Source organism: Bacillus massiliglaciei, from assembly GCF_900098925.1.
Taxonomy (GTDB): Bacteria; Bacillota; Bacilli; order Bacillales; family DSM-1321; genus Peribacillus; species Peribacillus massiliglaciei.
The window spans coordinates 646,601-668,142 of sequence record NZ_LT622358.1 but is presented as its reverse complement, the minus strand read 5'-3'; the positions used below and the strand labels follow the sequence as shown (position 1 = coordinate 668,142).

Annotated in this window: 16 protein-coding genes and 1 pseudogene; 7 read left to right on the top strand and 10 right to left on the bottom strand. The window is 38.3% G+C overall.

Annotated features, from left to right (window positions below; all coding sequences use genetic code 11):
* The first annotated feature begins 53 nt into the window (after positions 1-53).
* The gene (pdxR, locus tag BQ4305_RS11680) at positions 54-1,481 is read left to right on the top strand and encodes a MocR-like pyridoxine biosynthesis transcription factor PdxR (RefSeq protein ID WP_110927943.1); all 1,428 of its coding nucleotides are present in this window, start codon (positions 54-56) and stop codon (positions 1,479-1,481) included.
* Between the two features lie 32 nt (positions 1,482-1,513).
* On the opposite strand, the gene BQ4305_RS11675 is transcribed toward pdxR, so the two are convergent.
* The gene (locus BQ4305_RS11675; RefSeq protein ID WP_110927942.1) at positions 1,514-2,830 is read right to left on the bottom strand and encodes a D-serine ammonia-lyase; all 1,317 of its coding nucleotides are present in this window, start codon (positions 2,828-2,830) and stop codon (positions 1,514-1,516) included.
* Positions 2,831-2,843: 13 nt separating this feature from the next.
* Positions 2,844-4,535 carry an aminodeoxychorismate synthase component I gene (pabB, locus tag BQ4305_RS11670; protein WP_110927941.1) on the bottom strand — a complete coding sequence of 564 codons (1,692 nt, stop codon included), beginning with the start codon at positions 4,533-4,535 and terminating at the stop codon, positions 2,844-2,846.
* A gap of 250 nt (positions 4,536-4,785) precedes the next feature.
* Here pabB and BQ4305_RS11665 point away from each other — a divergent pair, with 250 nt between their 5' ends.
* The 4 genes from BQ4305_RS11665 to BQ4305_RS11650 all read left to right on the top strand — a co-directional run bounded on the left by BQ4305_RS11665 (position 4,786) and on the right by BQ4305_RS11650 (position 8,606).
* Positions 4,786-5,547 carry an SIR2 family NAD-dependent protein deacylase gene (locus BQ4305_RS11665; RefSeq protein ID WP_199880658.1) on the top strand — a complete coding sequence of 254 codons (762 nt, stop codon included), beginning with the start codon at positions 4,786-4,788 and terminating at the stop codon, positions 5,545-5,547.
* A 183-nt stretch (positions 5,548-5,730) separates the two neighbouring features.
* Entirely contained in the window at positions 5,731-6,309 is a 579-nt protein-coding gene (locus tag BQ4305_RS11660) for a DeoR family transcriptional regulator (protein WP_110927939.1), read from the top strand.
* Complete coding sequence (locus BQ4305_RS11655; protein WP_110927938.1) at positions 6,302-7,882, top strand: copper resistance CopC/CopD family protein; 1,581 nt, start codon at positions 6,302-6,304, stop codon at positions 7,880-7,882. Before BQ4305_RS11660 ends, BQ4305_RS11655 begins: the two co-directional genes overlap by 8 nt.
* A gap of 85 nt (positions 7,883-7,967) precedes the next feature.
* Positions 7,968-8,606: a YcnI family copper-binding membrane protein gene (locus tag BQ4305_RS11650; RefSeq protein ID WP_110927937.1), complete on the top strand. Its 639-nt coding sequence runs from the start codon at positions 7,968-7,970 to the stop codon at positions 8,604-8,606.
* A gap of 68 nt (positions 8,607-8,674) precedes the next feature.
* On the opposite strand, the pseudogene BQ4305_RS11645 reads toward BQ4305_RS11650, so the two are convergent.
* The 4 genes and pseudogenes from BQ4305_RS11645 to pepF form a co-directional block, all read right to left on the bottom strand.
* Positions 8,675-9,697: pseudogene (locus BQ4305_RS11645) on the bottom strand (LLM class flavin-dependent oxidoreductase).
* A 102-nt stretch (positions 9,698-9,799) separates the two neighbouring features.
* On the bottom strand, positions 9,800-10,777 hold the full coding sequence (locus BQ4305_RS11640) for an LLM class flavin-dependent oxidoreductase (RefSeq protein ID WP_110927936.1): 978 nt from the start codon (positions 10,775-10,777) through the stop codon (positions 9,800-9,802).
* A gap of 206 nt (positions 10,778-10,983) precedes the next feature.
* Positions 10,984-13,242, bottom strand: coding sequence for an AAA domain-containing protein (locus tag BQ4305_RS11635; protein WP_110927935.1), 2,259 nt, complete (start codon positions 13,240-13,242; stop codon positions 10,984-10,986).
* A gap of 141 nt (positions 13,243-13,383) precedes the next feature.
* The gene (gene pepF / locus BQ4305_RS11630; protein WP_110927934.1) at positions 13,384-15,180 is read right to left on the bottom strand and encodes an oligoendopeptidase F; all 1,797 of its coding nucleotides are present in this window, start codon (positions 15,178-15,180) and stop codon (positions 13,384-13,386) included.
* 188 nt (positions 15,181-15,368) lie between these two features.
* On the opposite strand from pepF, the gene BQ4305_RS11625 reads away from it, so the two are divergent.
* Positions 15,369-15,914 (top strand): GNAT family N-acetyltransferase, encoded by a 546-nt coding sequence (locus BQ4305_RS11625; RefSeq protein WP_110927933.1) that lies wholly within the window; start codon positions 15,369-15,371, stop codon positions 15,912-15,914.
* Between the two features lie 85 nt (positions 15,915-15,999).
* Here the strand turns inward: BQ4305_RS11625 and BQ4305_RS11620 are convergent, their stop codons facing one another.
* Together BQ4305_RS11620 and BQ4305_RS11615 are read right to left on the bottom strand one after the other, a co-directional pair.
* Positions 16,000-17,088, bottom strand: coding sequence for a branched-chain amino acid aminotransferase (locus BQ4305_RS11620; RefSeq protein WP_110927932.1), 1,089 nt, complete (start codon positions 17,086-17,088; stop codon positions 16,000-16,002).
* A 424-nt stretch (positions 17,089-17,512) separates the two neighbouring features.
* Positions 17,513-18,675, bottom strand: a protein-coding gene (locus BQ4305_RS11615; protein ID WP_110926156.1) for an IS3 family transposase whose coding sequence is annotated in 2 segments (ribosomal slippage) — positions 17,513-18,399 and positions 18,399-18,675 — 1,164 coding nt in all. Because the reading frame shifts where the segments join, the coding sequence is not laid out codon by codon here.
* Positions 18,676-18,942: 267 nt separating this feature from the next.
* Between BQ4305_RS11615 and BQ4305_RS11610 the strand changes: the two genes are divergently transcribed.
* Positions 18,943-19,749: a formate/nitrite transporter family protein gene (locus BQ4305_RS11610; RefSeq protein WP_110927931.1), complete on the top strand. Its 807-nt coding sequence runs from the start codon at positions 18,943-18,945 to the stop codon at positions 19,747-19,749.
* Positions 19,750-19,798: 49 nt separating this feature from the next.
* Here BQ4305_RS11610 and BQ4305_RS11605 read toward each other — a convergent pair whose 3' ends face one another.
* Complete coding sequence (locus BQ4305_RS11605; RefSeq protein WP_110927930.1) at positions 19,799-20,269, bottom strand: YueI family protein; 471 nt, start codon at positions 20,267-20,269, stop codon at positions 19,799-19,801.
* Positions 20,270-20,950: 681 nt separating this feature from the next.
* Positions 20,951-21,322: a TIR domain-containing protein gene (locus tag BQ4305_RS11600; protein ID WP_110927929.1), complete on the bottom strand. Its 372-nt coding sequence runs from the start codon at positions 21,320-21,322 to the stop codon at positions 20,951-20,953.
* Positions 21,323-21,542: the final 220 nt, after the last annotated feature.

Sequence of the window (21,542 nt, the reverse complement as noted above, 5' to 3'; positions counted from 1 at the left end):
AAAGTGCCAGTTTTTAAAAATATAATGAGGTCAGTTGAAAGGATGAACTAAAATTGGATATGCTTGCTTGCCATCTGGATCGTTCAGCTGCTATTCCCTTATATGAGCAGCTATATATACATATAAAAAAAGAAATACAGGAAGCAAAACTTGAGACCGGAGCAAAACTTCCCTCCAAAAGAAAGCTTGCGGAGTTTTTGGATATTAGCATGAATACAGTAGAGACAGCTTATGCCCAGTTATGCGCAGAAGGCTACATCGATGTCCTGCCGCGAAAAGGCTATTATGTACTTGAACAAGAAGATTTGGAATACTCTCCTTCAGAAAAGGTTAACGCAGGCTCCATCGAAACCGACCAGGAAGAATTTCTCTTCCAGTTCCATCCAGGTCATATAGATTCTGAAAGCTTCCCTTTTGAAAAATGGAGAAAGCATGTAAAAAATGCGATTAACAAGGAACAGTCCTCCCTTTTGTTACTTGGCAGCAATCAGGGAGAATTGGAACTGCGTCAGGAGATCGCTCATTATCTTTATCACTCACGCGGCGTTCATTGTCAGCCAGACCAGATCATCATCGGCGCTGGAATTGAAATACTTCTTCAGCAGCTGGTGTTACTGTTTAGTGAAGCTATTGCTTATGGAGTGGAAGATCCCGGCTACCATCTAATGCTGCGAATCTTGAAAAGTTATCGGAATATCGTCCACCCGCTTGAAGTTGACGAAGAAGGGGTGGATGTGGAAGAGATTCAGGGAAAAAGTATCGATGTCGTTTATGTAACTCCTTCACACCATTTTCCTTATGGGACAGTTCTTTCAGTCAATCGCAGACAAAAATTGCTGAATTGGGCTTATTCAGCAGAAAATAGATATATCATTGAAGATGATTATGACAGTGAATTTCGTTACAGCGGAAAAACCATTCCTTCCTTACAAAGCATGGATCACGGGGGAAAAGTTATTTATTTAGGTTCATTCTCAAAGTCACTGATGCCATCTATTCGGATTAGCTATATGATTCTTCCTCAGCCTTTAATGCAGTCTTATCAGGAGAAACTTTCTTTCTATCATTCTACGGTTTCTCGCATCGATCAAGTCGCTTTAACGAATTTTATGAGACAGGGAGACTTTGAAAAACACTTAAACAGAATGAAAAAAGTGTACAGAAGAAAAATGGACCTAGTAATGGATGTATTGAAACCTTATAAAGATAAAATTGGGGTGATTGGAGGACAGTCCGGCCTTCATATCGTCCTCAATCTGCTGAATGGCATGAAGGAAGAAGAACTGGTGAATAAGGCTGCCGCTTCCCGTATAAAGGTTTATCCGATTTCTGTCTATACCATTGAGAAAAACAGAAATCATTCACCTCAAATCGTATTAGGAGTAGCCGGAATTCCTGAAAAGGAACTAAAAGAGGGGCTTTTATTGTTATTGAAAGCATGGGAGATAGAAACCGTCAGCAATAGAGCTGCAGACAAATAGCCGGGAAATCTGCAGCCAGTATTCTTTATCCATTATTTGATTAAATATTCATTCATAATCGAATCAGGCACCATGCTTCCGCCTGTGGACCAAATAATATGGGCAGCATTATTAAGTTTTGTGCTTAGCTGATTTTCTTCCAGATACTTCTGCCCCTCCTCGCTGTTCAGTAAAACAGCCGGTCCAAAGGCAGCAGCTGCACTGGATGGCTCAACTTTATGATTCTCGTAATAAAAAAGCGCCTGCAGCAATTTGAAAAGTCTTTCGTCTTTTATTGTATAACAGCCGCTCAGGTGTCTTTCCATATATTCTGATACAAGCTTTGAAGGCCTGCCAACCGCCAAACCGTCAGCCATTGTTTTATTATCTAAACCGATATCCTGAACGGAAATTTTTTCTTTCAAGCCTGTCATTAAGCCAAGCAGCATACACGGTGAATGGGTCGGTTCAGCAAAAAAGCAATGTACATTCTTGCCAAACAACAGCTTAAGTCCAAAGGTGATACCGCCCGGTCCACCGCCTACCCCGCATGGCAAATAAACAAACAAAGGATGTTCTTCATCCACTATTATACCTTTCTGCTGCAGCTGCTCTTTCAGATAGCCAGCAGCTGCAGCATAGCCGTAAAATAAATCAAATGATTGCTCATCGTCTATAAAATGACACATGGGATCTAAAAGAGCCTGGCTTCTCCCGGATTCAACTGCTATACCGTAATCCTGTTCATATTCCTTAACATTGGCACCAATAGACCGGAGTTTTTCTTTCTTCCACTCCATAGCTTCTTTTGACATATGGACCGTCACATCAAAACCTAATTCTTTCCCGATCATTCCAATACTAAGGCCAAGATTTCCGGTTGATCCGACAGCTATTGAATACTGAGAGAAAAATGATTTCGATTCATCACTTGCGAAAATAGAATAATCGTCATTTTCAGAGATGAGGCCATTTTTTAAAGCTAGAGACTCTGCATGTTTCAGAACCTCATAGATTCCGCCCCTCGCCTTTATAGATCCGGAAATGGCAAGCAAGTGGTCACATTTCAAAAAAAGAGAGCCCATTTCTTCCATTCGTTCGCCTTGAAGAAATTTTTTATATTTAGGGATATCCATTAATGGAGAATCAATCCGGCCGTCCCTTTCTTTTGTTTCCGGATACACTTTTTTCAAATAAGGGACAAATCTCCGCCATCTTGCTTCTGCTTCTTTGACTTTTTCGGAAGTTTCCCTTAAGTTCGGTTCATAACTGGGATTGCGCCAAAAAGTTTCTTCCATCCGAACCAGTTCCGCAAAAGGCATTGAATCCTTCACCAAATCACTAATTTGTTCAGAGATTTCCTGCTTCATCACAACAGCTCCCTTATTCGCATAATTGCCCTTCTACCCAGCCTCTCACACTGTTAATAAACCATATTTTCTCTATATATGGTAAGTCAGATTTCAATATTTTTCGTTCCTCAATTGATTTGGTTATTAGAAGTTCTTTTCTAAATGTCCCGGCAAGCAGGCCGGATTCAACAGGGGGCGTATAAAGTTTACCATTCAGCTTAACTACTAAATTTCCATTTGTGAATTCCGTAAGCTCTTCATGCTGGTTCCAAAGCAAGACTTCATCATATCCTGGATGAGCCTTTCTAAGTTGTTCATATACTTTCCGATTGGTTGTTTTATGGTAGAGAAAAGGATTTTCCTGATCAATAGCTTCTTCTGCTAACTTAATCGTATACTTTCGGCCGTCCAATAGTAACGGGCTATCAGAGATAGTGAGAGATCCGCAGCGTGCTAAAGTAAGCCGGACTTTCGCTATGCCTTTTCCATAATGATCTGCATATTCTTTTAGAGCTGTTTTTATTTCTTGGCCATCATATGGAAAATCAAAGTAATCAGCCGATTCTTGCAGCCTGATTAAATGATGTTCAAACCATTCGTATTTGCCATTTTCCAGTTTAAAGGATTCAAGCAGCTGAAAATCCGGATGCGATTCTCCGAGCAGTTTCGCTTTTAAGAAGGCCTCATCATATTCACCTTTCAGCTCGGAATCCCATGTCACACCCCCGCCAGTACCGTATTCCATTTCTCCTGCAGCCGTATCTATTGTGACTGTCCTGATTGGAACATTAAATATTGCTTCATTATCTGGTGTTATAAAACCAATCGCTCCGCAGTAAACGCCCCTTGGCGACCTTTCGGTACGGGATATAATTTCAGATGTGCTGATCTTGGGAGCGCCCGTAATGGAGCCGCATGGGAACAGAGCCTTGAAAATATCAATCAGACTTGTGCCGTTGCCAACTTTTGCCTGAATGGTCGAGGTCATTTGCCATACAGTTGGATATTTTTCAATCTCGAATAATTGATCTACTGCAATCGATCCATTTTGGGCTGCTAAATTCAAATCATTTCGAAGCAAGTCGACAATCATCACGTTTTCAGCCTGATTTTTTGCAGATTGCTGCAGCCATTTGTTAAAGTTTTCGTCTTCTTTAACGGTTTTTCCTCTTTTTACGGTTCCTTTCATAGGTTTTGTAATAAGTTTGTCCCCTTTTAAACGAAAGAAAAGCTCCGGTGAAGCAGACAGAATCTTCATTTTTCCTATGTCAAGATAAGCTGAATAACCAGCTTGCTGGGATCGCTTTAATTGTTTATAAAAAGCAAAAGCATCACCTGAAAATTCTGATCTGAGTCTGAACGTATAATTTACTTGATATGTATTTCCTAATTTAATTTCATCTTTGATCATTTCAAAAGCTTGTTTGTATTCATTTGCTTTCGTATCCGGCAGCCAATCCCCTATTCGGTAAGGTCTGTCCTCTGCTGAACAAATGGTTGCAGAACGAGAATGGAAAACGGCAAACCATAATAGCGGTCCGGTATATCCTTCCTTAACTTTTAATGATGAATTAAAAGCCGGAGACGCCTCATATGCTATAAAACCCGCTGCATAAAATCCTTTGTTTATTTCTTCCTGAACTTCTCGGAAGGCAGGCAAAACATCCTTTATTTCAAAAGCTTGAATAATTTTCAGCGGATTTGTAAATACATTCTGTTTCATCTTCCCTTCTGAATCAAGGAAATCGAATACTAAGGTGATATGTGAATGGATAGCAGTTCTCTCCTTTTGTTAACATAATTTTATTATCATTAACTTACTGGCTTCTTCCCGATTTTTCTTTTTCCTTATCTTAATCTTTTTTAACAGGACAGTCATGCGTTTTTTATTTTGCATTTTGGGAAAAGTATTTACATCTGTGGTACCTGTCTTAAGCAAAACATGCAGTCAATCATGAATGGAGGTCACACCGATGTCAATGAAGATGCTGCTGGAACAATTAAAAAGAGACGAACTTGTTCTATGGGCCGGATCAGGATTTTCCTTATATTCAGGAATGCCGGAAGTCCATGCAATAAAAAAAGCACTTCTGCAAGAATGCAGTCCGGAAGTACAAAATGAGATGAAGACAATTACACAGCTGCCTGATTTTTGTGATAAATTTATTCAAATGAACTCTCGGGATGTTCTTTTGCATATCCTCTCCAGCATGATTAATAAGCCTCCCTGTTCACTGAAATATCATCAACTATTAACTAAAATTCCTCAAATCCGAACCATTATCAGTACAAATTATGATTTATTATTTGAAAAAGCCTATGGGGATCAAATACTTTCGCTTATCGGACATGACTTTATTGATCAAGAAACCAAACGGGTTAAATTATTTAAAATACATGGCGATATCCGCTTCCCTGAGAGCATAATAATCACCAAATCAGACTACCAAACCTTTCTTTCTAAGGTGTACGAACCCGTCTGGAAAGAGTTAGAGAAAATTGTTATGAAAAAATCCATTTTATTTGTTGGCTATAGTTTTTCTGATCTTAATATTCAATTTTTATTGAAGAAGATGAATAGCAAACTCGGAAAAGTTCTGAAGCAATCCTACCTCGTCAGTCCGCAATTACCGGCTCAAAGAATTAAAGTCCTGCAGCAAAAAAACATTCATTTTTTGCAGATGAAGGCTGAAGACCTGATTCAACAACTATATCGAGAATGCGGAGTAAAATAAGGATAAGTTTTTCTTCCCTCTTCTTTTCTCTAGAAGGGAAATTGTTCATATTTCAGACACAGAAATTAATGTTTCATTATTGCAGTGAGAAATTCAGCGCTTTATACTTGTAGTGTTAGATTTTGTTTTAAATCGTTAGAATTTGTTTGATTTCATTAGAAATTAAGACAGGCCGGTGATAAAGTGTTAGCAAGCGAAAGACAAAAGCAAATCAAGAAACTCATTTTGGAAAGAAAGACTTTAAGGATTTCTGAGTTAAGTGAAATATTTAAGGTGTCGGAAATGACAATACACAGGAATATAAAACCTTTGGTGGAATCCGGTTTTATAGAAAAATCATTTGGGGGAATCAGTCTTTCTAATCAAGAAATGAAAGGTTCCATAAATGAATGTGTTGTCTGTCACAGAAGCATCAATCAACGATTATATTGCAGACTGATCTTAAGCAACAATAGAGTAGAAACAGCTTGCTGTACCCATTGCGGTTTAATACGCAGTCAAATGCTGGGCGATGAGGTCCTCGAAATATTATGCTGTGATTTTTTCACAAACACAGCCATGAGCGCTATGAACGCTTGGTTTGTCATGGATACAGCCGTTGACCTTAACTGCTGTCAGCCGCAGCTTCTTCCTTTCAATCAAAAGGAACATGCGGAAGGGTTTGTCAGAGGTTTTGGGGGAAGTACGGTAACCTATACTGAAGCATTAGAAAAAATAACAGGACAAACCAGAATAAAGAAAGGCTGCTGTCAACATGAATAGAAAAAAACTGCTAGCTATTTTCATAATATCTCTCTTTTTTTTCATTCTGACAGTTCCTCAAGAAACATTTGCACACGCAATACTTGAAAAGGCAGCGCCTGCTTCTGATTCACAATTGGAAGCTTCACCTGAGGAGGTTGTTCTTTATTTTAATGAAAGACTGGAAAAAGAACTATACTCGATTAAGGTCTTAAACGAAGATGGAGACATCGTAAGCCAGAACAAAACAATCATGAGCAAAGACCAAAAATACATAAAGCAAACTCTTCCATCTCTTCCAGAAGGAAATTATGCCGTAACCTACAGTATCCTGTCTGCCGATGGTCATCCAGTTAAAGGTTCCTATGTTTTTTCTATTGGAGAAGGAGCTGCGGGAAATCATGAGAGCTTACTTCATTTATCCCAGAAAGATACCCATTCCGCATTCTTTAATATAGTCAATAATGCTGTAAGAATTCTGTATTTTATGTGTCTTCTTTTGACATCTGGATGGATGATATGGGGAAGTGTAAACAAGGCAGTCCAGGGAGAATTGGAAATTGACTTTCGACGGAAATCCCGCTATATGCAAATTTGCTTATTGATCATAACTGCTTGTATGGGGATATTACAATTCACAGAATTGCTAAACAGCTGGAATCCCCATGATATCTGGTCCGTTTTAACCGACACTGCAATCGGCATATCTTGGCTTCTTTCCATGCTTTTATTATGTCTTGGCTTTTTGATTTTATTTCGCTTTAAATGGATAGACTGCTTATGGGCCTTCCTTGTTCTTGCCGTGACAAGCATCAACGGTCATGCAATGGCAGTTGAGCCGGCCATCTTTACTATTTTATTGGATATCATTCATTTACTCGCAGCAGCTATTTGGGCAGGCGGACTGTTTTATATCGTCTTATACTGGAAAAAGCAAAGAGAACATGCCAAGCGGTTCCTCCCTATTTTTTCACAAGCTGCACTAATCAGTATTCTTATATTAACGGTTACTGGTATTGTTTATACATTAATTTTACTGCCGCGGATTAGCTATATATTCCATACACAATGGGGAATTATGCTCTTCATCAAAACTCTCGTTGTTCTATTTGTCATAATCACTGGCAGCATTTTACGATTTACCATACAAAAGAAGAAGGAAAGTTCTTTAAGCAGATTGTTAAAAATTGATTTCAGTCTGATGATTATCATTTTAGCGATTGTCGGGGTTTTCACACACTTAAATCCCCTCCCGCAAAATGAACCGCTGCACTGGAATACGAAAGACAATTCAATCGAATTCACTGCTTCCATTTTACCAAAAGAGCCGGGTGACAATCATTTCATGGTCACAGCTCATTCACAAAAAGAGGATGTTGAGATTAAAAGGATTGAACTGTTCCTCATTAATAATGACCAGCCAGATCTTGCTCCAATTCAAGTACCTTTCTCTGAAGTGAAGCAATCCGCTCAGGTCAAATATATGATGGACGGCAAATACCTTCCTTTTCCCGGAAGTTGGACAGCTGAGGTTCGAATATTAGATTCAGAAGATAATGAACAAGTTTACCAAACAGATTTTACAGTTTACTAAAGGCTCTTTATATAGAAGCAGGGAAAACTGCGTTTTAGGAAAAAAGCCTATTAATAAATTACAAAGCAGATGGGAGATTCCAATCATGAAAAAATTACTAACAGCCGCTGTCACAATGTTCGGAGCAATAACTCTTTTCGCTGGCGCAGCCAGCGCTCACGTAACTGTGCAGCCGCAAGAAACCGAACAAGGAAAATATGAAGTATTCACAGTCAGGGTTCCATCCGAAAATGAAAAATTGCCAACAACTAAGGTTGAAGTGAAATTTCCTTATGAAGTCAACATAACACGTTTTGAGCCTAAGGCCGGCTGGACGTACGAAGTTAAAAAAGATGAGACTGATAAGATTACAAGCGTTACATGGACAGCAGAAGACGAAGGCTTATCCCCTACTGAATTCGGCCAGTTTAACATGCAGGGAAAGGTTGACGATGAGGCAAAGGAAATTGTTTGGAAAGCATATCAAACGTATAAGGATGGCAGTGTGGTTGAATGGGTAGGAGCACCGGATGCTGAAACACCTGCTTCTGTCACAACTGTAAATCCGGCTTCTGGAAACTCCCATCATGGACATGAAAACACCTCAGCTGATACTGCTTCAGATCAAGTGAATGTGAAAGAAGAAAAAAATGCTTCCAATCCTATTTCCCTTTATCTTTCCATCGCAGCTCTGCTTGCAGGATTAGTATCCTTAGTAATCTCACTCAGAAGAAAAAGAAGCTAAGCCGCTGCAGAACTAAGAAGGTATACAAAAGCCGAATTTCTAATAGAAATTCGGCTTTTGCTGCACTATTATGATTTCATGTCAGTGATTTCCGACACAATTTCATAGGAACGCAATCTTGATTTATGATCGTAAATTGCAGAATTAATGATCACTTCATCTGCATCTGTTTGATCAATAAACGTCTGCAGCTGTTCTTTCACTTCTTCTGGATTGCCGATGATAGAAGATTTTAATTGCTTCATCACAAGAGATTTTTCATATTCTGTCCAAATTCCTTCCATACTGTTAACAGGCGGCGCCAGCATTCCAGGTGTATTGCGTATAAGATTCAAAAATTGCTGCTGATGAGAGGTCGCAATTTTTCGGGCTTCTTCTGTCGTATCCGCCGCAAAAATATTAATTCCCACCATTACATGAGGCTTATCCAATATTTCAGAGGGCTTGAAATAATTGCGGTACCTGGCAAGAGCAGCATCTGTGTTTTCCGGAGAAAAATGACTGGCAAAAGAAAATGGCAATCCTAATTCCGCAGACAGCGCGGCGCTGAATCCGCTGGAACCCAGCAGCCAAATCGGTATCTCCTGTCCTTCTCCAGGAATGGCCCTTACACTGTTATGCTTCGAATCCGGATTAAAATAATTTCTCAGCAGCTGCAGCTGTTCCGGGAAATCCTGCCCATTATTCCTTGGGTCTCTCCGCAGAGCCATTGCAGTGAACTGGTCACTTCCCGGCGCCCGTCCCAGGCCAAGATCAATTCTTCCGGGATACATGGCATCAAGGGACCCAAACTGCTCCGCAATTACTAATGGAGCGTGGTTGGGAAGCATAATTCCTCCGGAACCTACCCTGATTTTTTCAGTTCCTGCTGCCACATATCCTATTACTACAGACGTTGCAGAACTGGCAATTCCCGGCATACTGTGATGTTCTGCCACCCAAAAACGGTGTTAGCCCCAGTTTTCAACATGCTGGGCTAAATCGAGCGTGTTCTTAAACGCTTGGGAAGCGTCCCCTCCATCAATTATATATGCCAAATCAAGAACGGAGAATTTTATATCTGAAAGCTTTTTATTTGAATTTACTCCCATAATACCACTTCTTTCTATTTCAATTTAATTGGATTATCCAAGTCTTAATTCTCATGTAAATGATAGTGAAAAAGTAAAAAAAATGCACTTAATCTGCTCGGATTATAAAATCTCTTCGGCAATCAGCCGAAACGACTGTAAACGATCTTCAGGCCGGTGAGCAATTGTGTTCAGCATGATTTCCTCTGTACGAAATTCTTCCTGAATTTTCATTAATCCCTCTTTAACCTGTTTAGGCGATCCTATAAGCATTTTATTTTCATTTCGGTCCGCATTTTTTTCAGACAGATAATTCTTTGCTTCAGTAATGGACGGAATCGTCTCCCCTGCTCCTTCTGAAGTCTGTAACTGCCAAGCTTTGATACTTGAGGAGATTTCAAGCGCTTCTCTTTCAGTTGGCGCACAAAGTACGGTAACCGTTACTAGTGATTTTGATTTTTGCCTATATCCTGATTGATGTCCTTGATAAAAGGTCTCCATGCAGTCCTTTCCATTCTTCTCACTCATAAAATGGCCAAAGGCATAAGACAGTCCTAACTTTGCCGCAAGCCGGGCACTTTTATCACTTGTACCAAGCAGCCAAACTTCTGGAGAAATGTCTGGAATTGGCGATGCTTTCACATTTTTGAATATGTGATTTTCCGGAAAGTCTCCATGCAGAAAGCCCAAAAGCTCTTTAATCAACTCTGGCAATTTATAAACTTGCTGAAGGTAATGGTCAGAAAGTGCTTGCGTAGCTTCGGCTGATCCTCCTGGCGCCCTCCCAATCCCAATGTCTACCCTGCCTGGAAACAGTGTGGCAAGAGTGTTATAGGCTTCAGCCACATGGTAAGGTTTATAATGCGGCAGCAATACAGCGCCGGAACCTATTCTGATCTTTTTCGTCACAGCGCCAATATATCCTAATAATACATCAGGAACTGAGCTCGCCAGACCATTCAGACTGTGATGCTCCGTTATCCAGAAGCGTTGGTAACCAAGTTTCTCGGCCTCTTTTGCAAGCTGGACGGTACTCATAAGAGCATCCCTTGCTGACTGACCGCTTGAAATGGGCGCTTGGTCTAAAATACTAAGTTTCAATTTAATCCCCCATTTCGTTTTGCTATTATAAACAGTATTGTTTTTTAAGGATTGATCTATACAACACTTCCATATTACCTAAATAGGTTCGTCATTGTCTCTTATTTAGCTTAACTGTATCTATTCTATGATTTTGCTGTGTTAGCGGATGAAGGAAATTTTATATATTCTAGCGAGGTTATTTATAAAATACAAAAGCAGCCTTATCAAGGCTGCTTTTGGTTGTTGTTTTGAAGTTGCATAAATAAGTATTCTGAAATCGTTTCAGAATGAAGCCTTGCCGTGATATATGGCGGTTTCGCCCACTGATTTGCTGCCAATGGCTGCCCCAGCCATAATACTTTCCTATCTAAAATCAGAAAAGGAAAAGAAATATTGGACAGATAAAACTGATCTCCTGCCCAGCCGTCAGGCTTTTTACCAGAAACAAGCGTAACAGTCACTCCTGCCTTACGAGTTTCTAGTGCTGTCATCCATGTCTTTGGCAATGTAGCCAATTCAGGCATTCCGATGATGATTTCTTTCTCTGCTTTGCTTATATCCGCAAATACGTACTCTTCCTTCCTGGCATGAAACCAGCGAAGGCGCGGATGCTGATGGGTAATCCAGCTCCCAATATCTTTCGTTTCTGCATAATGTTTAGAACTTTCCTGAAAATCGAAAAGCTGTCTAAGCGTTTTACTTTTGTAAATATGTTTTTTTATAAACGTCCCGTCTGCGACATGAATGAATTTCCCTTTCGTCCTTGTGACTGCCACATTGATTAATCTTTCACTGTCTTTCCCCGTTAATAGCATACCGGCCCTGATTTGCGGGAAACTGTCAACAGAATCGAAGATCATTATTTCCCTTTCGCTTCCCTGGAATCGATGCACTGTTGCAGCCATAATACTTCCTGCCTCTTTTTCCTCCGGGCTTAAATCATTGAGGAGGGCATCCATCAAGTTTGCCTGTGCACGATATGGAGTCACGTAACCAATTGACCGGGCTCCTCCTGTATATGCTTCATGTATAAGCTGAAAAGATAACAGCAAGTGCCAAAGGTTTTGGCGGGAAAGTGTACTGTTTTCTGTCATGCAATATTGCCCTGCATTACGAGTATCTACTAAAATGGAAGCCCATTCAGGAAATGGATGCTGGGCAATAATATTTTTTCGGCTCTCCTTAACTGACGGATGGTCCCCCACCAGATCCTGATAGATAAAATGATTTGTGAAAGCTGAAATTTCTGGATGCATCCTTCTTTGCTCTTTCAAGATCATTAAGTGAGGATGCTTTTCTTCTCTTTCAGGATTGCGGGCCACACCGGCAGAATGAAAAATATCTTCTTTTAACCATTGCTTAACAAGAGAGTCTCGGGAAGAGGCTATAGGCGGCAGCTGTTTAAAATCGCCGCATACGATGATTCTTTTGCCCATAATGGCCGCAAATGCTACTTGCGGAATATACGCCATGCTCGCTTCATCCAGAATGACAAGGTCAAAATCTCTTCCATAAACAGCAGCATCACTTGCTGCTTTTGCCAAAGTAGTCCCGACCAGCTTAGCCTCTTTCAAAAACTGGAGTTCTCTTCCTCTTATCTTTTCGTTCAATTTTGCAATTTTTTTCTCAATCTCAATCAATTTTTCCATATCTCTATTGCTAAAAGAGTCTTCGAGATCGCCTTTCAAAGCCCATTTTTCGTTAGCCAGCAATTCTTTCTCTCTTATTAATCCTGTATCTTCTTTGGATAATAAACTGTCTACCAAAATTTCCGAATGATTTTTTAAAGTGTTGCCTGTCTGGGTTCCGTAACGCAGAAACTCTCCTTCTTTAAACATTTGTTTTCGTTTAATGAATGCGGTCAGTTCTCCCATCAATACATCGACAGCCTGGTTACTGTGTGAAAGAATCAGCACCGTTTTGCCTTTTAAATAATGATTAGCAGCTGTTCTCGCTAAAGTATGGGTTTTTCCCGTGCCTGGAGGCCCCCACACAAACGTTACAGGATTATTCTTTGAACGCAAATAAAGCTCCTGCAATGAGGTTTCGTCTTTCTTTTCTTGATAATTCGAGGGCATTGATGGATCCATCAACCTTTTAATTCTTATTCTCTTCTGTTTGCTTCTAGCCGCTTCATCTAAACGGCTGCTTAATTGTTCGAGCAATTCCCATGGATCATAAAATAAAAAGACATCAGATATTTCATCACCAATATAAGAATCAGCAGCAATAATGATACTTTTTTTCTCAGATGAAAGAATTCTTCCTTCAAATTTCTTTCTGCCATATTCTAAACGAACCGAAGAACCAATAGGAATCATAACAGATCCCGCTGTCGTGAAATAATATTGATACTGTTCCCCTGATGAGACGAGAATCCCATCGGTGAGCAAATATTTAGTACTTCCATATTTTTTCAAATGCCCGATCTCTATATGGAGGGCTTTTATCCAATCTTTAATAAATGAAACAGTCGTATTCATCAAATCTTCCTTTTGCTTTCTTCATCGGGTAGATGGGATTACACAAAAAGAAGGCTCAATCATCTCGATTGAGCCCAATCTTTTTGAAGCCTATACTATACCACCAAATCGTTTTTTTGACTAATGGAAACAGGTGACAGTTTAATTGTCCATTAAGGATTCAAACTCATCGACTAAGCTGCTGAAAATAGTCATGGCATTTTTAATCGGCTCTGGCTTCGTTAAGTCCACTCCAGTTTTCTTCAGTAATTCCAGCGGATATTCTGAACTTCCGCTTTTTAGGAAGGTCAAATAATTTTCCAGTGCCTGTTGGTCACCCGTAAGGATTTGATCTGCTATTACAATGGCTGAAGCATAGCCTGTCGCATATTTATAAACATAAAACGGTCGATAAAAATGAGGGATTCTGGCCCAGCCATATTTTACTTCTTCTCCGAAAAGAATTTCGTCCCCATTATATGTTCTAAAAATCGTTTCATATATTTGATTAAACACTTCTGCGTTCAGCGGCTGATCACTTTCGGCCCGTTCATGCACCTTTTTTTCAAATTCTGAAAACATGACTTGGGTAAAAAAAGTGCCTTTAAAGCCGTCAATAAAATGGTTTAATAAATGCTTTTTCTTTTCTTCGTTTTCTGTAACCTTAAGTAAATGCCGAATCAATAAGATTTCATTTACTGTTGAAGCAACCTCTGCCACAAAGATGGAATAACCGGCGCTGATTTGAGGCTGATATTTGGAACTGAAGTAAGAATGCATGCCATGTCCCGATTCATGTGCCAGGGTAAATACACTGTCTGAATCATCCCGATGATTAAGCAATATGAATGGATGTACCCCATAGAGCCCTATATTGTAGGCACCAGAACGTTTACCGGGCGTTTCTCTTACATCAAGGTATCTGTTTTTCTTAAAATCAGCCAATACAGAAATGTATTCTTCCCCAAGAGGATGAAGGGCCTCCAGCATGAGAGCATAGCCCTCTTCAAAAGAGATTTCTTCTTTAGCCCCTTCCACTAAAGGAACACTTAAATCGTACGGATGCAATTCCTCCAGCCTCATCACTTTTTTTCGAATAGACATATATTTATGCAAAGGAGCTATGTTCTCTTTTGTTGACATAATTAAATTATTGTAAACTTCTAAAGGCACTTGATCAGAGAACAATGATTTTTCAAGCGCTGAAGGGTAACGGCGCAGTTTAGATAAATTAACATTATTACGAATGGCAGCTGATAAAGTGGAGGCAATGGTATTTTTCTGCTGCATATACGGCATATAATAGGCTTCATATGCTTCTTTTCTTTTTTTCCTGTCGCTGTCTTCCATCAATTTTGCATACAAGCCTCTCGTCAGCTCTACTTTTTCTCCATCTTCCCCTGTAATTTCCCCAAACTTAATATCCGCATTATTAATCATTCCAAAGGTCTTCTGAGGAGAAGAGAACGCTTCGCCAATTTGAGCCAGAACAGCTTCCTGTTCTTTTGACAATACATGTTTTTTGAATCGGTAGGAATCAAAAAGATCCTCTTCAAAATATTTCAGGCCTTCAACTTCTTCAATATAATTTTTCAGTGTTTTCTCTTCAAGGCTCAGCAGAAAAGGCATAAAAAATGACGTAGCATTGCTGATTTTTCTTCCTAATTGGCCTGCTCGGTCCTGCAATGCCTGTGATTCGGCCACCCGTGTATCTAAATCTGACTGAAGCATCGTATACACATAAAGCTTATTATATATGTATCCAGTCTCTTCACTAAGTGTCAGGTAAGCATATAGGCTTTCAGCTGAATGAATTCGATCCTCGTATTTCTTTAATCTTCCAGTCATTTCTTCAATTTTCTTAAAATCTTGTTCCCATTCCTCGATACTGTTGTATATATCTTTTAGATTCCACTTTTCTTCTTCTTTCACTTCGTCCCTGCTTTTATATGTCTGCATGTGGAAAACTCCTCCTTTTTTAACCATTTACTTGTATTATAAGCTACTTTTAAATAAAGCTGCACATGATGTGTATTTTACTTCTCCATTTACATTATTCGCTTTTATGTAAAAGATATAATCTCAACAATAATTAAATGTCCAAAATCTTATGGTATAATTTTGAAATTAGATAAGGAGTGATGATAGTGTTTTCGTTCAAGGTAGATGAAGAAATAACAATCGATTTATTGCAACAGTACAACAGGGAAGAATTATACGAACTAATTGATACAAATCGTGAACATCTTAGAAAATGGCTATTATGGGTGGATAAAAGAAAATCAGCAAAAGATTTTGAACCCATTATCCCTATATGGATAAGAAATTATGCAGATAACAATGGTTTTGATGCAGGAATTAGATTGAATGGAAAATTAGTTGGAATGGTGGGACTGCATTATATTGATTGGAAACATCGTTCAACGAGCATTGGGTATTTTCTTTCTGAAGAGGCTCAGGGGCAAGGTATTATTACAAGATCTTTATCTGCCTTATTAAGCTACCTTTTTGGAACATGGAACATCAATAGAGTGGAAATTCGATGCGCAATAAATAATCATAAGAGTATAGCTATTCCCGAAAGATTGGGTTTTGTAAAAGAAGGAATCCAACGTGAAGGACAATGGTTATATGATCATTACGAAGACTTGGTTACGTATAGCTTACTAGTAAAGGATTGGAATAACAGCTAAAAAAGCTCGTCAGTTAACGAGCTTTTTTAATGTAATTATATTTACGATCCTGTATCTGAGATATGTGCTCTTTTATAATACTTTATTAAACCCTAACTTTTTCAGATACTTTAGTAACCCAATTAAAAGGATCTTCTTGTTTTCCCGTTTGGATCGCTGTCAATGTATCATAAAGTTTCCTGGACAAGGGTCCTGTTTCACCGTTTTGGATAACCATCTTTTCATCATTCCAAAGAAACTCACCAATCGGAGAAATTACAGCAGCCGTGCCAGTCCCGAAAGCTTCTTCCAATTTACCGGATTTATAAGCATTATACACTTCTTCCATCGAAATCTTTCGTTCTGTTACCTGATAACCCCAATGGTTAAGAAGCTCAATAATCGATGTTCTGGTAATCCCAGACAGGATACTGCCATTTAGTTCAGGTGTGATTACTTCACCATCAATTTTAAAGAAGACGTTCATGCTTCCCACTTCTTCAACATACTTCTTTTCAACACCATCAAGCCATAATACTTGCGAATAGCCCATTTTCTCTGAAACTTCCTGTGCCTTTAAGCTTGAAGCATAATTCCCGCCTGTTTTTGCTTCCCCTGTACCTCCGTGAACTGCCCTTGTAAATTGAGTTTCAACAGCAATTTTAACAGGATGAATTCCCTCTTTATAGTATGAACCGACAGGTGACATAATAATGATAAACTGATAATGGCCTGCAGGGGCTACCCCTAGATAGGGCTCAGTTGCAATAATAAAAGGGCGAATATATAAAGAAGTCCCTTCCAGCTTTGGCACCCATTCTTTGTCCACTTGAATCAGCTTCTTTAAAGCTGTAAGAGCAAAATCAACATCCACATGAGGAATGCAAAGCCTGTCATTCGACTTATTTAAACGTTCAAAGTTTTTTTCAGGCCTGAACAGAATAATTTCATCATCCTCGGTTAAATAAGCTTTTAATCCTTCGAAAACCGATTGTCCATAATGAAAAATCATGGCCGATGGCTCAAGCTTGAGCGGCTGATAAGGAACGATTCTTGGATCATGCCATCCTTGCCCCTGGGTGTAATCCATGATAAACATATGATCGGTAAACGTTTTACCAAATTCCAGCTTATCTTCTTTTGGTTTTTCTTTCAATGTTGTACTTAGCGTGATTTCCATTTCTTGTTCCTTCATTTTCAAAGACCCCTTGTTGATAAAATTTAATAAAACTAAATAATTTCTACTGCCTTACGTCATTTTACTCCCAAAACGGAGGCAAGTTCAAGTGTTAATTACTAAATTTTCTGATTTTTTATCTTATTCTGGATTATGGTTCGTTCTTCTTCTCTCTTTATAAATCTCACTGACGATTATAGATGGCTGTCCATGTCAATGGTCGCAATATTTCCAATTTCTTAACTTTATGTACAGTTAAAGAAAAATAAACGCTTATCTTTTTTCAATGAAACAAAAAATTTATACATCCAACATCATAATTAAGATCTTTTAGGAAACATTAAAAGAAAATAATAAATTTTAGAGTTTAAACCAAAGGACGAAAAAGGAAATAATAGGATTAGACTGACCTATTCATTTGAGACAGTAATAAAACACCTTCTTAGGCTGCCATATCACCAAACTCTATTGGTGTGTGGTAGCCTAATTTTTCTTGGATACGCTCTTCGTTATAATAACTCATAAATTGATCCACACGTTCCTTTACTTCTTCTAGCGACAAAGAATGGAATTTAACAAACTGAAATTCTTCTGATTTAAGGTTGGAGTGGAAAGACTCAATCACTGCGTTGTCCCAACAGTTTCCCCTGCGTGACATACTACCAACTAAATTCTTTTCTTTAATCCGATTCTGATAAGCATAAGAAGAATAGACACTTCCTTGATCTGAATGGATGATGACTCCTTTAGGGTTTCCTCGCTTTTCTAGTGCTTCATTCAAGGTATCAATCACCAAAGGAATTTGTTGATGAGTATAAAGTTTATAGGCAACAATTTGATTATTAAACAAGTCCATGATCGTTGATAAATATAAAGTGTCTGGCCCATATTGAATGTAGGTAATATCTGTTACCCACTTATGGTTAGGTTTGCTTGCGTGAAACTCTCGCTGTAATAAGTTTGGCGCGACAACGACAGATTCTCCTTGAGATTTCCACCTTCTCTTTTGTTTTACTTTACATTGAAGGTGATATTTCTGCATGATTCGTTGAACAGTATTACGGTTCAATTTGATATGATAGTCACGTTTTAAAAGCTCCTTGATTTTTCGATGACCATATCGGTATTTAGTTTTTTCGCAAAGGTAAATAATCGCTTCTTCTTCCTTAGACAACTCAACTGGTTGCGCATTTGCCCAGCGATAATAGGTGGATCTAGGAACATTTAAAGCTGATAAAATAGCTGATACTGTATATTTCTTTCGTAAATTCTGAACTAATTGGAGAACGATTTCTTTTTCAACTCCTTTTCGATCTCCAAATACTTTTTTAAGATTTCATTTTCCTGTTTTAAATGATTCAATTGACGTTCTTTTTTCTCTTCAGGACTCGAACTGTCTGGTCCATGACCATAGGAATATTGTTTTCCTATTGGTTGATTAAATCGATGAACCTGATTATCTCGATACCATTTCATCCACGTTTTGATTTGAGATACATTTTTAATCTCATACTTCTCCATGATTTCACGGTTCGAAAACTGACCACTCATTTTATCTTTCACAACTGCCCACTTAACTTCATTTGAATATACATTTTTGCCCATGCAAAAACACCTCCGAATTAGTACTTTGTTTAAGTGTACCATTTCGAAGGTGTTTTATAGTGTCTCATTAATTTAGGTTAGTCTAGATAAAGCCCCTTGGCTTTAAAGCTTTTTCTAAAAAAAATTATTTTGTTATAGCAAAATTCGACAACTAATGGCATAATACTTAATGTTGTTGTCGATTGATAGCAGTGACAGGCTGATTAGCCTTACTGTACAGGGGGTATTGGTAATAACGACGATTCGAAACAAATAGGGGGAAGTAACATGGCTTTTAACAATCCACAACAAATGGCAACTATTGCCGTAAATAATGGTGTCAAGAAGGCGACGATGCCATTAATAAGCGTTCTGTTCCTAGGATTTCTCGGAGGCGCTTTTATCGCATTAGGATATCTTTTTAATATTCGTGTAGTGGCAGGTCTGCCGCATGAATGGGGCAGCTTGAACAATTTAATTGGCGGACTGGTATTTCCATTAGGACTTATCCTTGTTATTGTAGCTGGAGCTGAATTGCTCACTGGAAACATGATGGCCGTTACAATGGGTGTTTTTGCAAAAAAAGTTAGATTTATGCAGTTACTTAAAAACTGGGTACTTATCACTGTTACGAATTTTATTGGAGCCGTCTTTGTCGCCTATTTCTTTGGACATGTATTAGGCTTAACTGAAACAGATGTGTTCTTAGATAAAACGGTCGCTGCCGCTCAATCTAAAGTACAGGCAGATTTCTTGGCCACCTTTATTTCTGCAGTTGGTTGTAACTGGTTAGTAGCATTAGGTGTTTGGATTTCTTACAGTGCAGAAGATGCAGCCGGAAAAATTATCAGCCTTTTCTTGCCGATTGCTGCGTTTGTAACAATCGGTTTCCAGCACGTTGTTGCTAATATGTTCATTATTCCTGCTGCTATTTTCGCAGGCGGAGCTACATGGGCTGAGTATTTCACGAATTTTGTACCGGTATTCTTAGGTAATACTGTTGGAGGAGCTGTTCTGGTAGCAGGATTATACTTCGGAGCTTACATTCAGCCGGACAAAGCATTGAAAGTGAACAGTGTAAAAAAGAAAAACTAATCTGAACTTAACAGCTGAGAGTGTATCCCTTTTCCGGGATACACTCTCTTTATTTTCGAAATAACTTTACTGCCCTTCTCAGCACTTTTTTTATCATCAATCCCATACTGAATGTAATCTTTTTTTTCTCATTTATTTCTTTTGGTTCAGAAACCGGTACCTTTATATGGATTTCTTCTTTGTTAATAGCTTCTTCTCCGGTTAAGATTAAACCATATTCCGAATTATAATCTTTATTTAAAACCATCTTATACGGAAGATTATATTGATTAGCTGCCTTTATATATTTGCCTAAATATTGATACGGAATATTTCCATTTAGCAGCATTTTACACCTTGGATACTCTTTTTTCGCTGCCAGTATTTCCTGCAGCAGCAGCCCTTTAAATATCTCACTTTGATGCACGGCCGCGATAACCCTTTCCCTTAATGTACCTAAATAAAGTCTTCTCTCTTTTGGATTAATTTCTTTTTTTCCGTAAATACCCTGTTCAAGATAATCTTCTACTTTATTTGCCATATGTTCGCCTTACCTCCCTAGAATTTACTTTATGCCCAGAAGAAGCAGGCTGTGTTTTTATTGATTGAAGTTATGGCATATTCTCCAATTTTAATGGAAAGAATGAAGAAGATTCGATTCTAACCAATGTTTATGATGATACGCTTCCCATATATGTTATAATTTACCTGTAAATAACTGTACTGATTTCGAGGGTAGGAGGATGAAATATGTACGATGAATTGTTAAGTACGATTATCAAAGTTATTTTTGTTGCCGGCAGCCTCGGAATGTTTGCTATTCTTGGTTTTATTAAAGGAAGACACTTTTAAGAGGTTGGACGCAGAAACAAGCAGGGGACAGATCATTCCCCCTGCTTGATCGGCAAAATATGTATGCGCTACCTATTTTTCAACTTATATATGAAATGAATAAAATCACCAATCATTCGTGTTATCAAGTAATTGATCGATATCTATTGGGTACAGATAAGGAATCGATTCTTCGGCTATTTCTTCCGTGGATTGCAAAAGCTGATCAATATCTATTTGACTCATTTCAAGAACCTCCCCTAGTTTTTAATACTTTATTACCCCTATTTTCGTAGTGTTAAACCTTTCGGTAATAAAGTTTTTTATTTTGGGGGTTTGTGAGTCCATTTAATATTCCCGAAAAGATTGTCATCAATATGAAATGTAAATCCTATTCCATCGTACGAAGCTGCTTTACCAGCTTATAAAAAGTCCCGCTGCTTATCATGACTTCAGGCATATTGCGAAATATCGAGTTCTTTCCTATATGATAATTTTCTTTTTCCGGAGAATACAGAATAATTTTCTTTTGTAACGAAAGTGCGTATCCTATTTCATGAAGGCTGCCTTTTCCGGCAGTTAAATAGATTAAAATAAACGCTGCTTTCTCAATGGCCTTTTCTGATTGTTCTTCTGAATCAGATACACTGTTATCTATATAAAAAACTTCATTCAGGCAGTTAAAGCCCTTAGACTTTAATTTTCTAATCAATGATTTAGCTTGCTTTTTATTTTTTTCATCGGAAGCTAAATAATAATCCATCTAAGCCCCTCCTTCTAAGACTTGTTACCTAATCCTTTCCTTAAATATACATATTCGTTATAAAGAACGCAATATCCTTTTAAAAATATTTTTCAAATGAATTAAACAATTTATTAATTGAAAATCTCCTTATTTCTGACAGTAAATATTGGATTTTTCTATAGTTTAAATTGTTAATAAGAAAGTTCATCTTAACGAAAAAATCATTTTAACTTTTTCA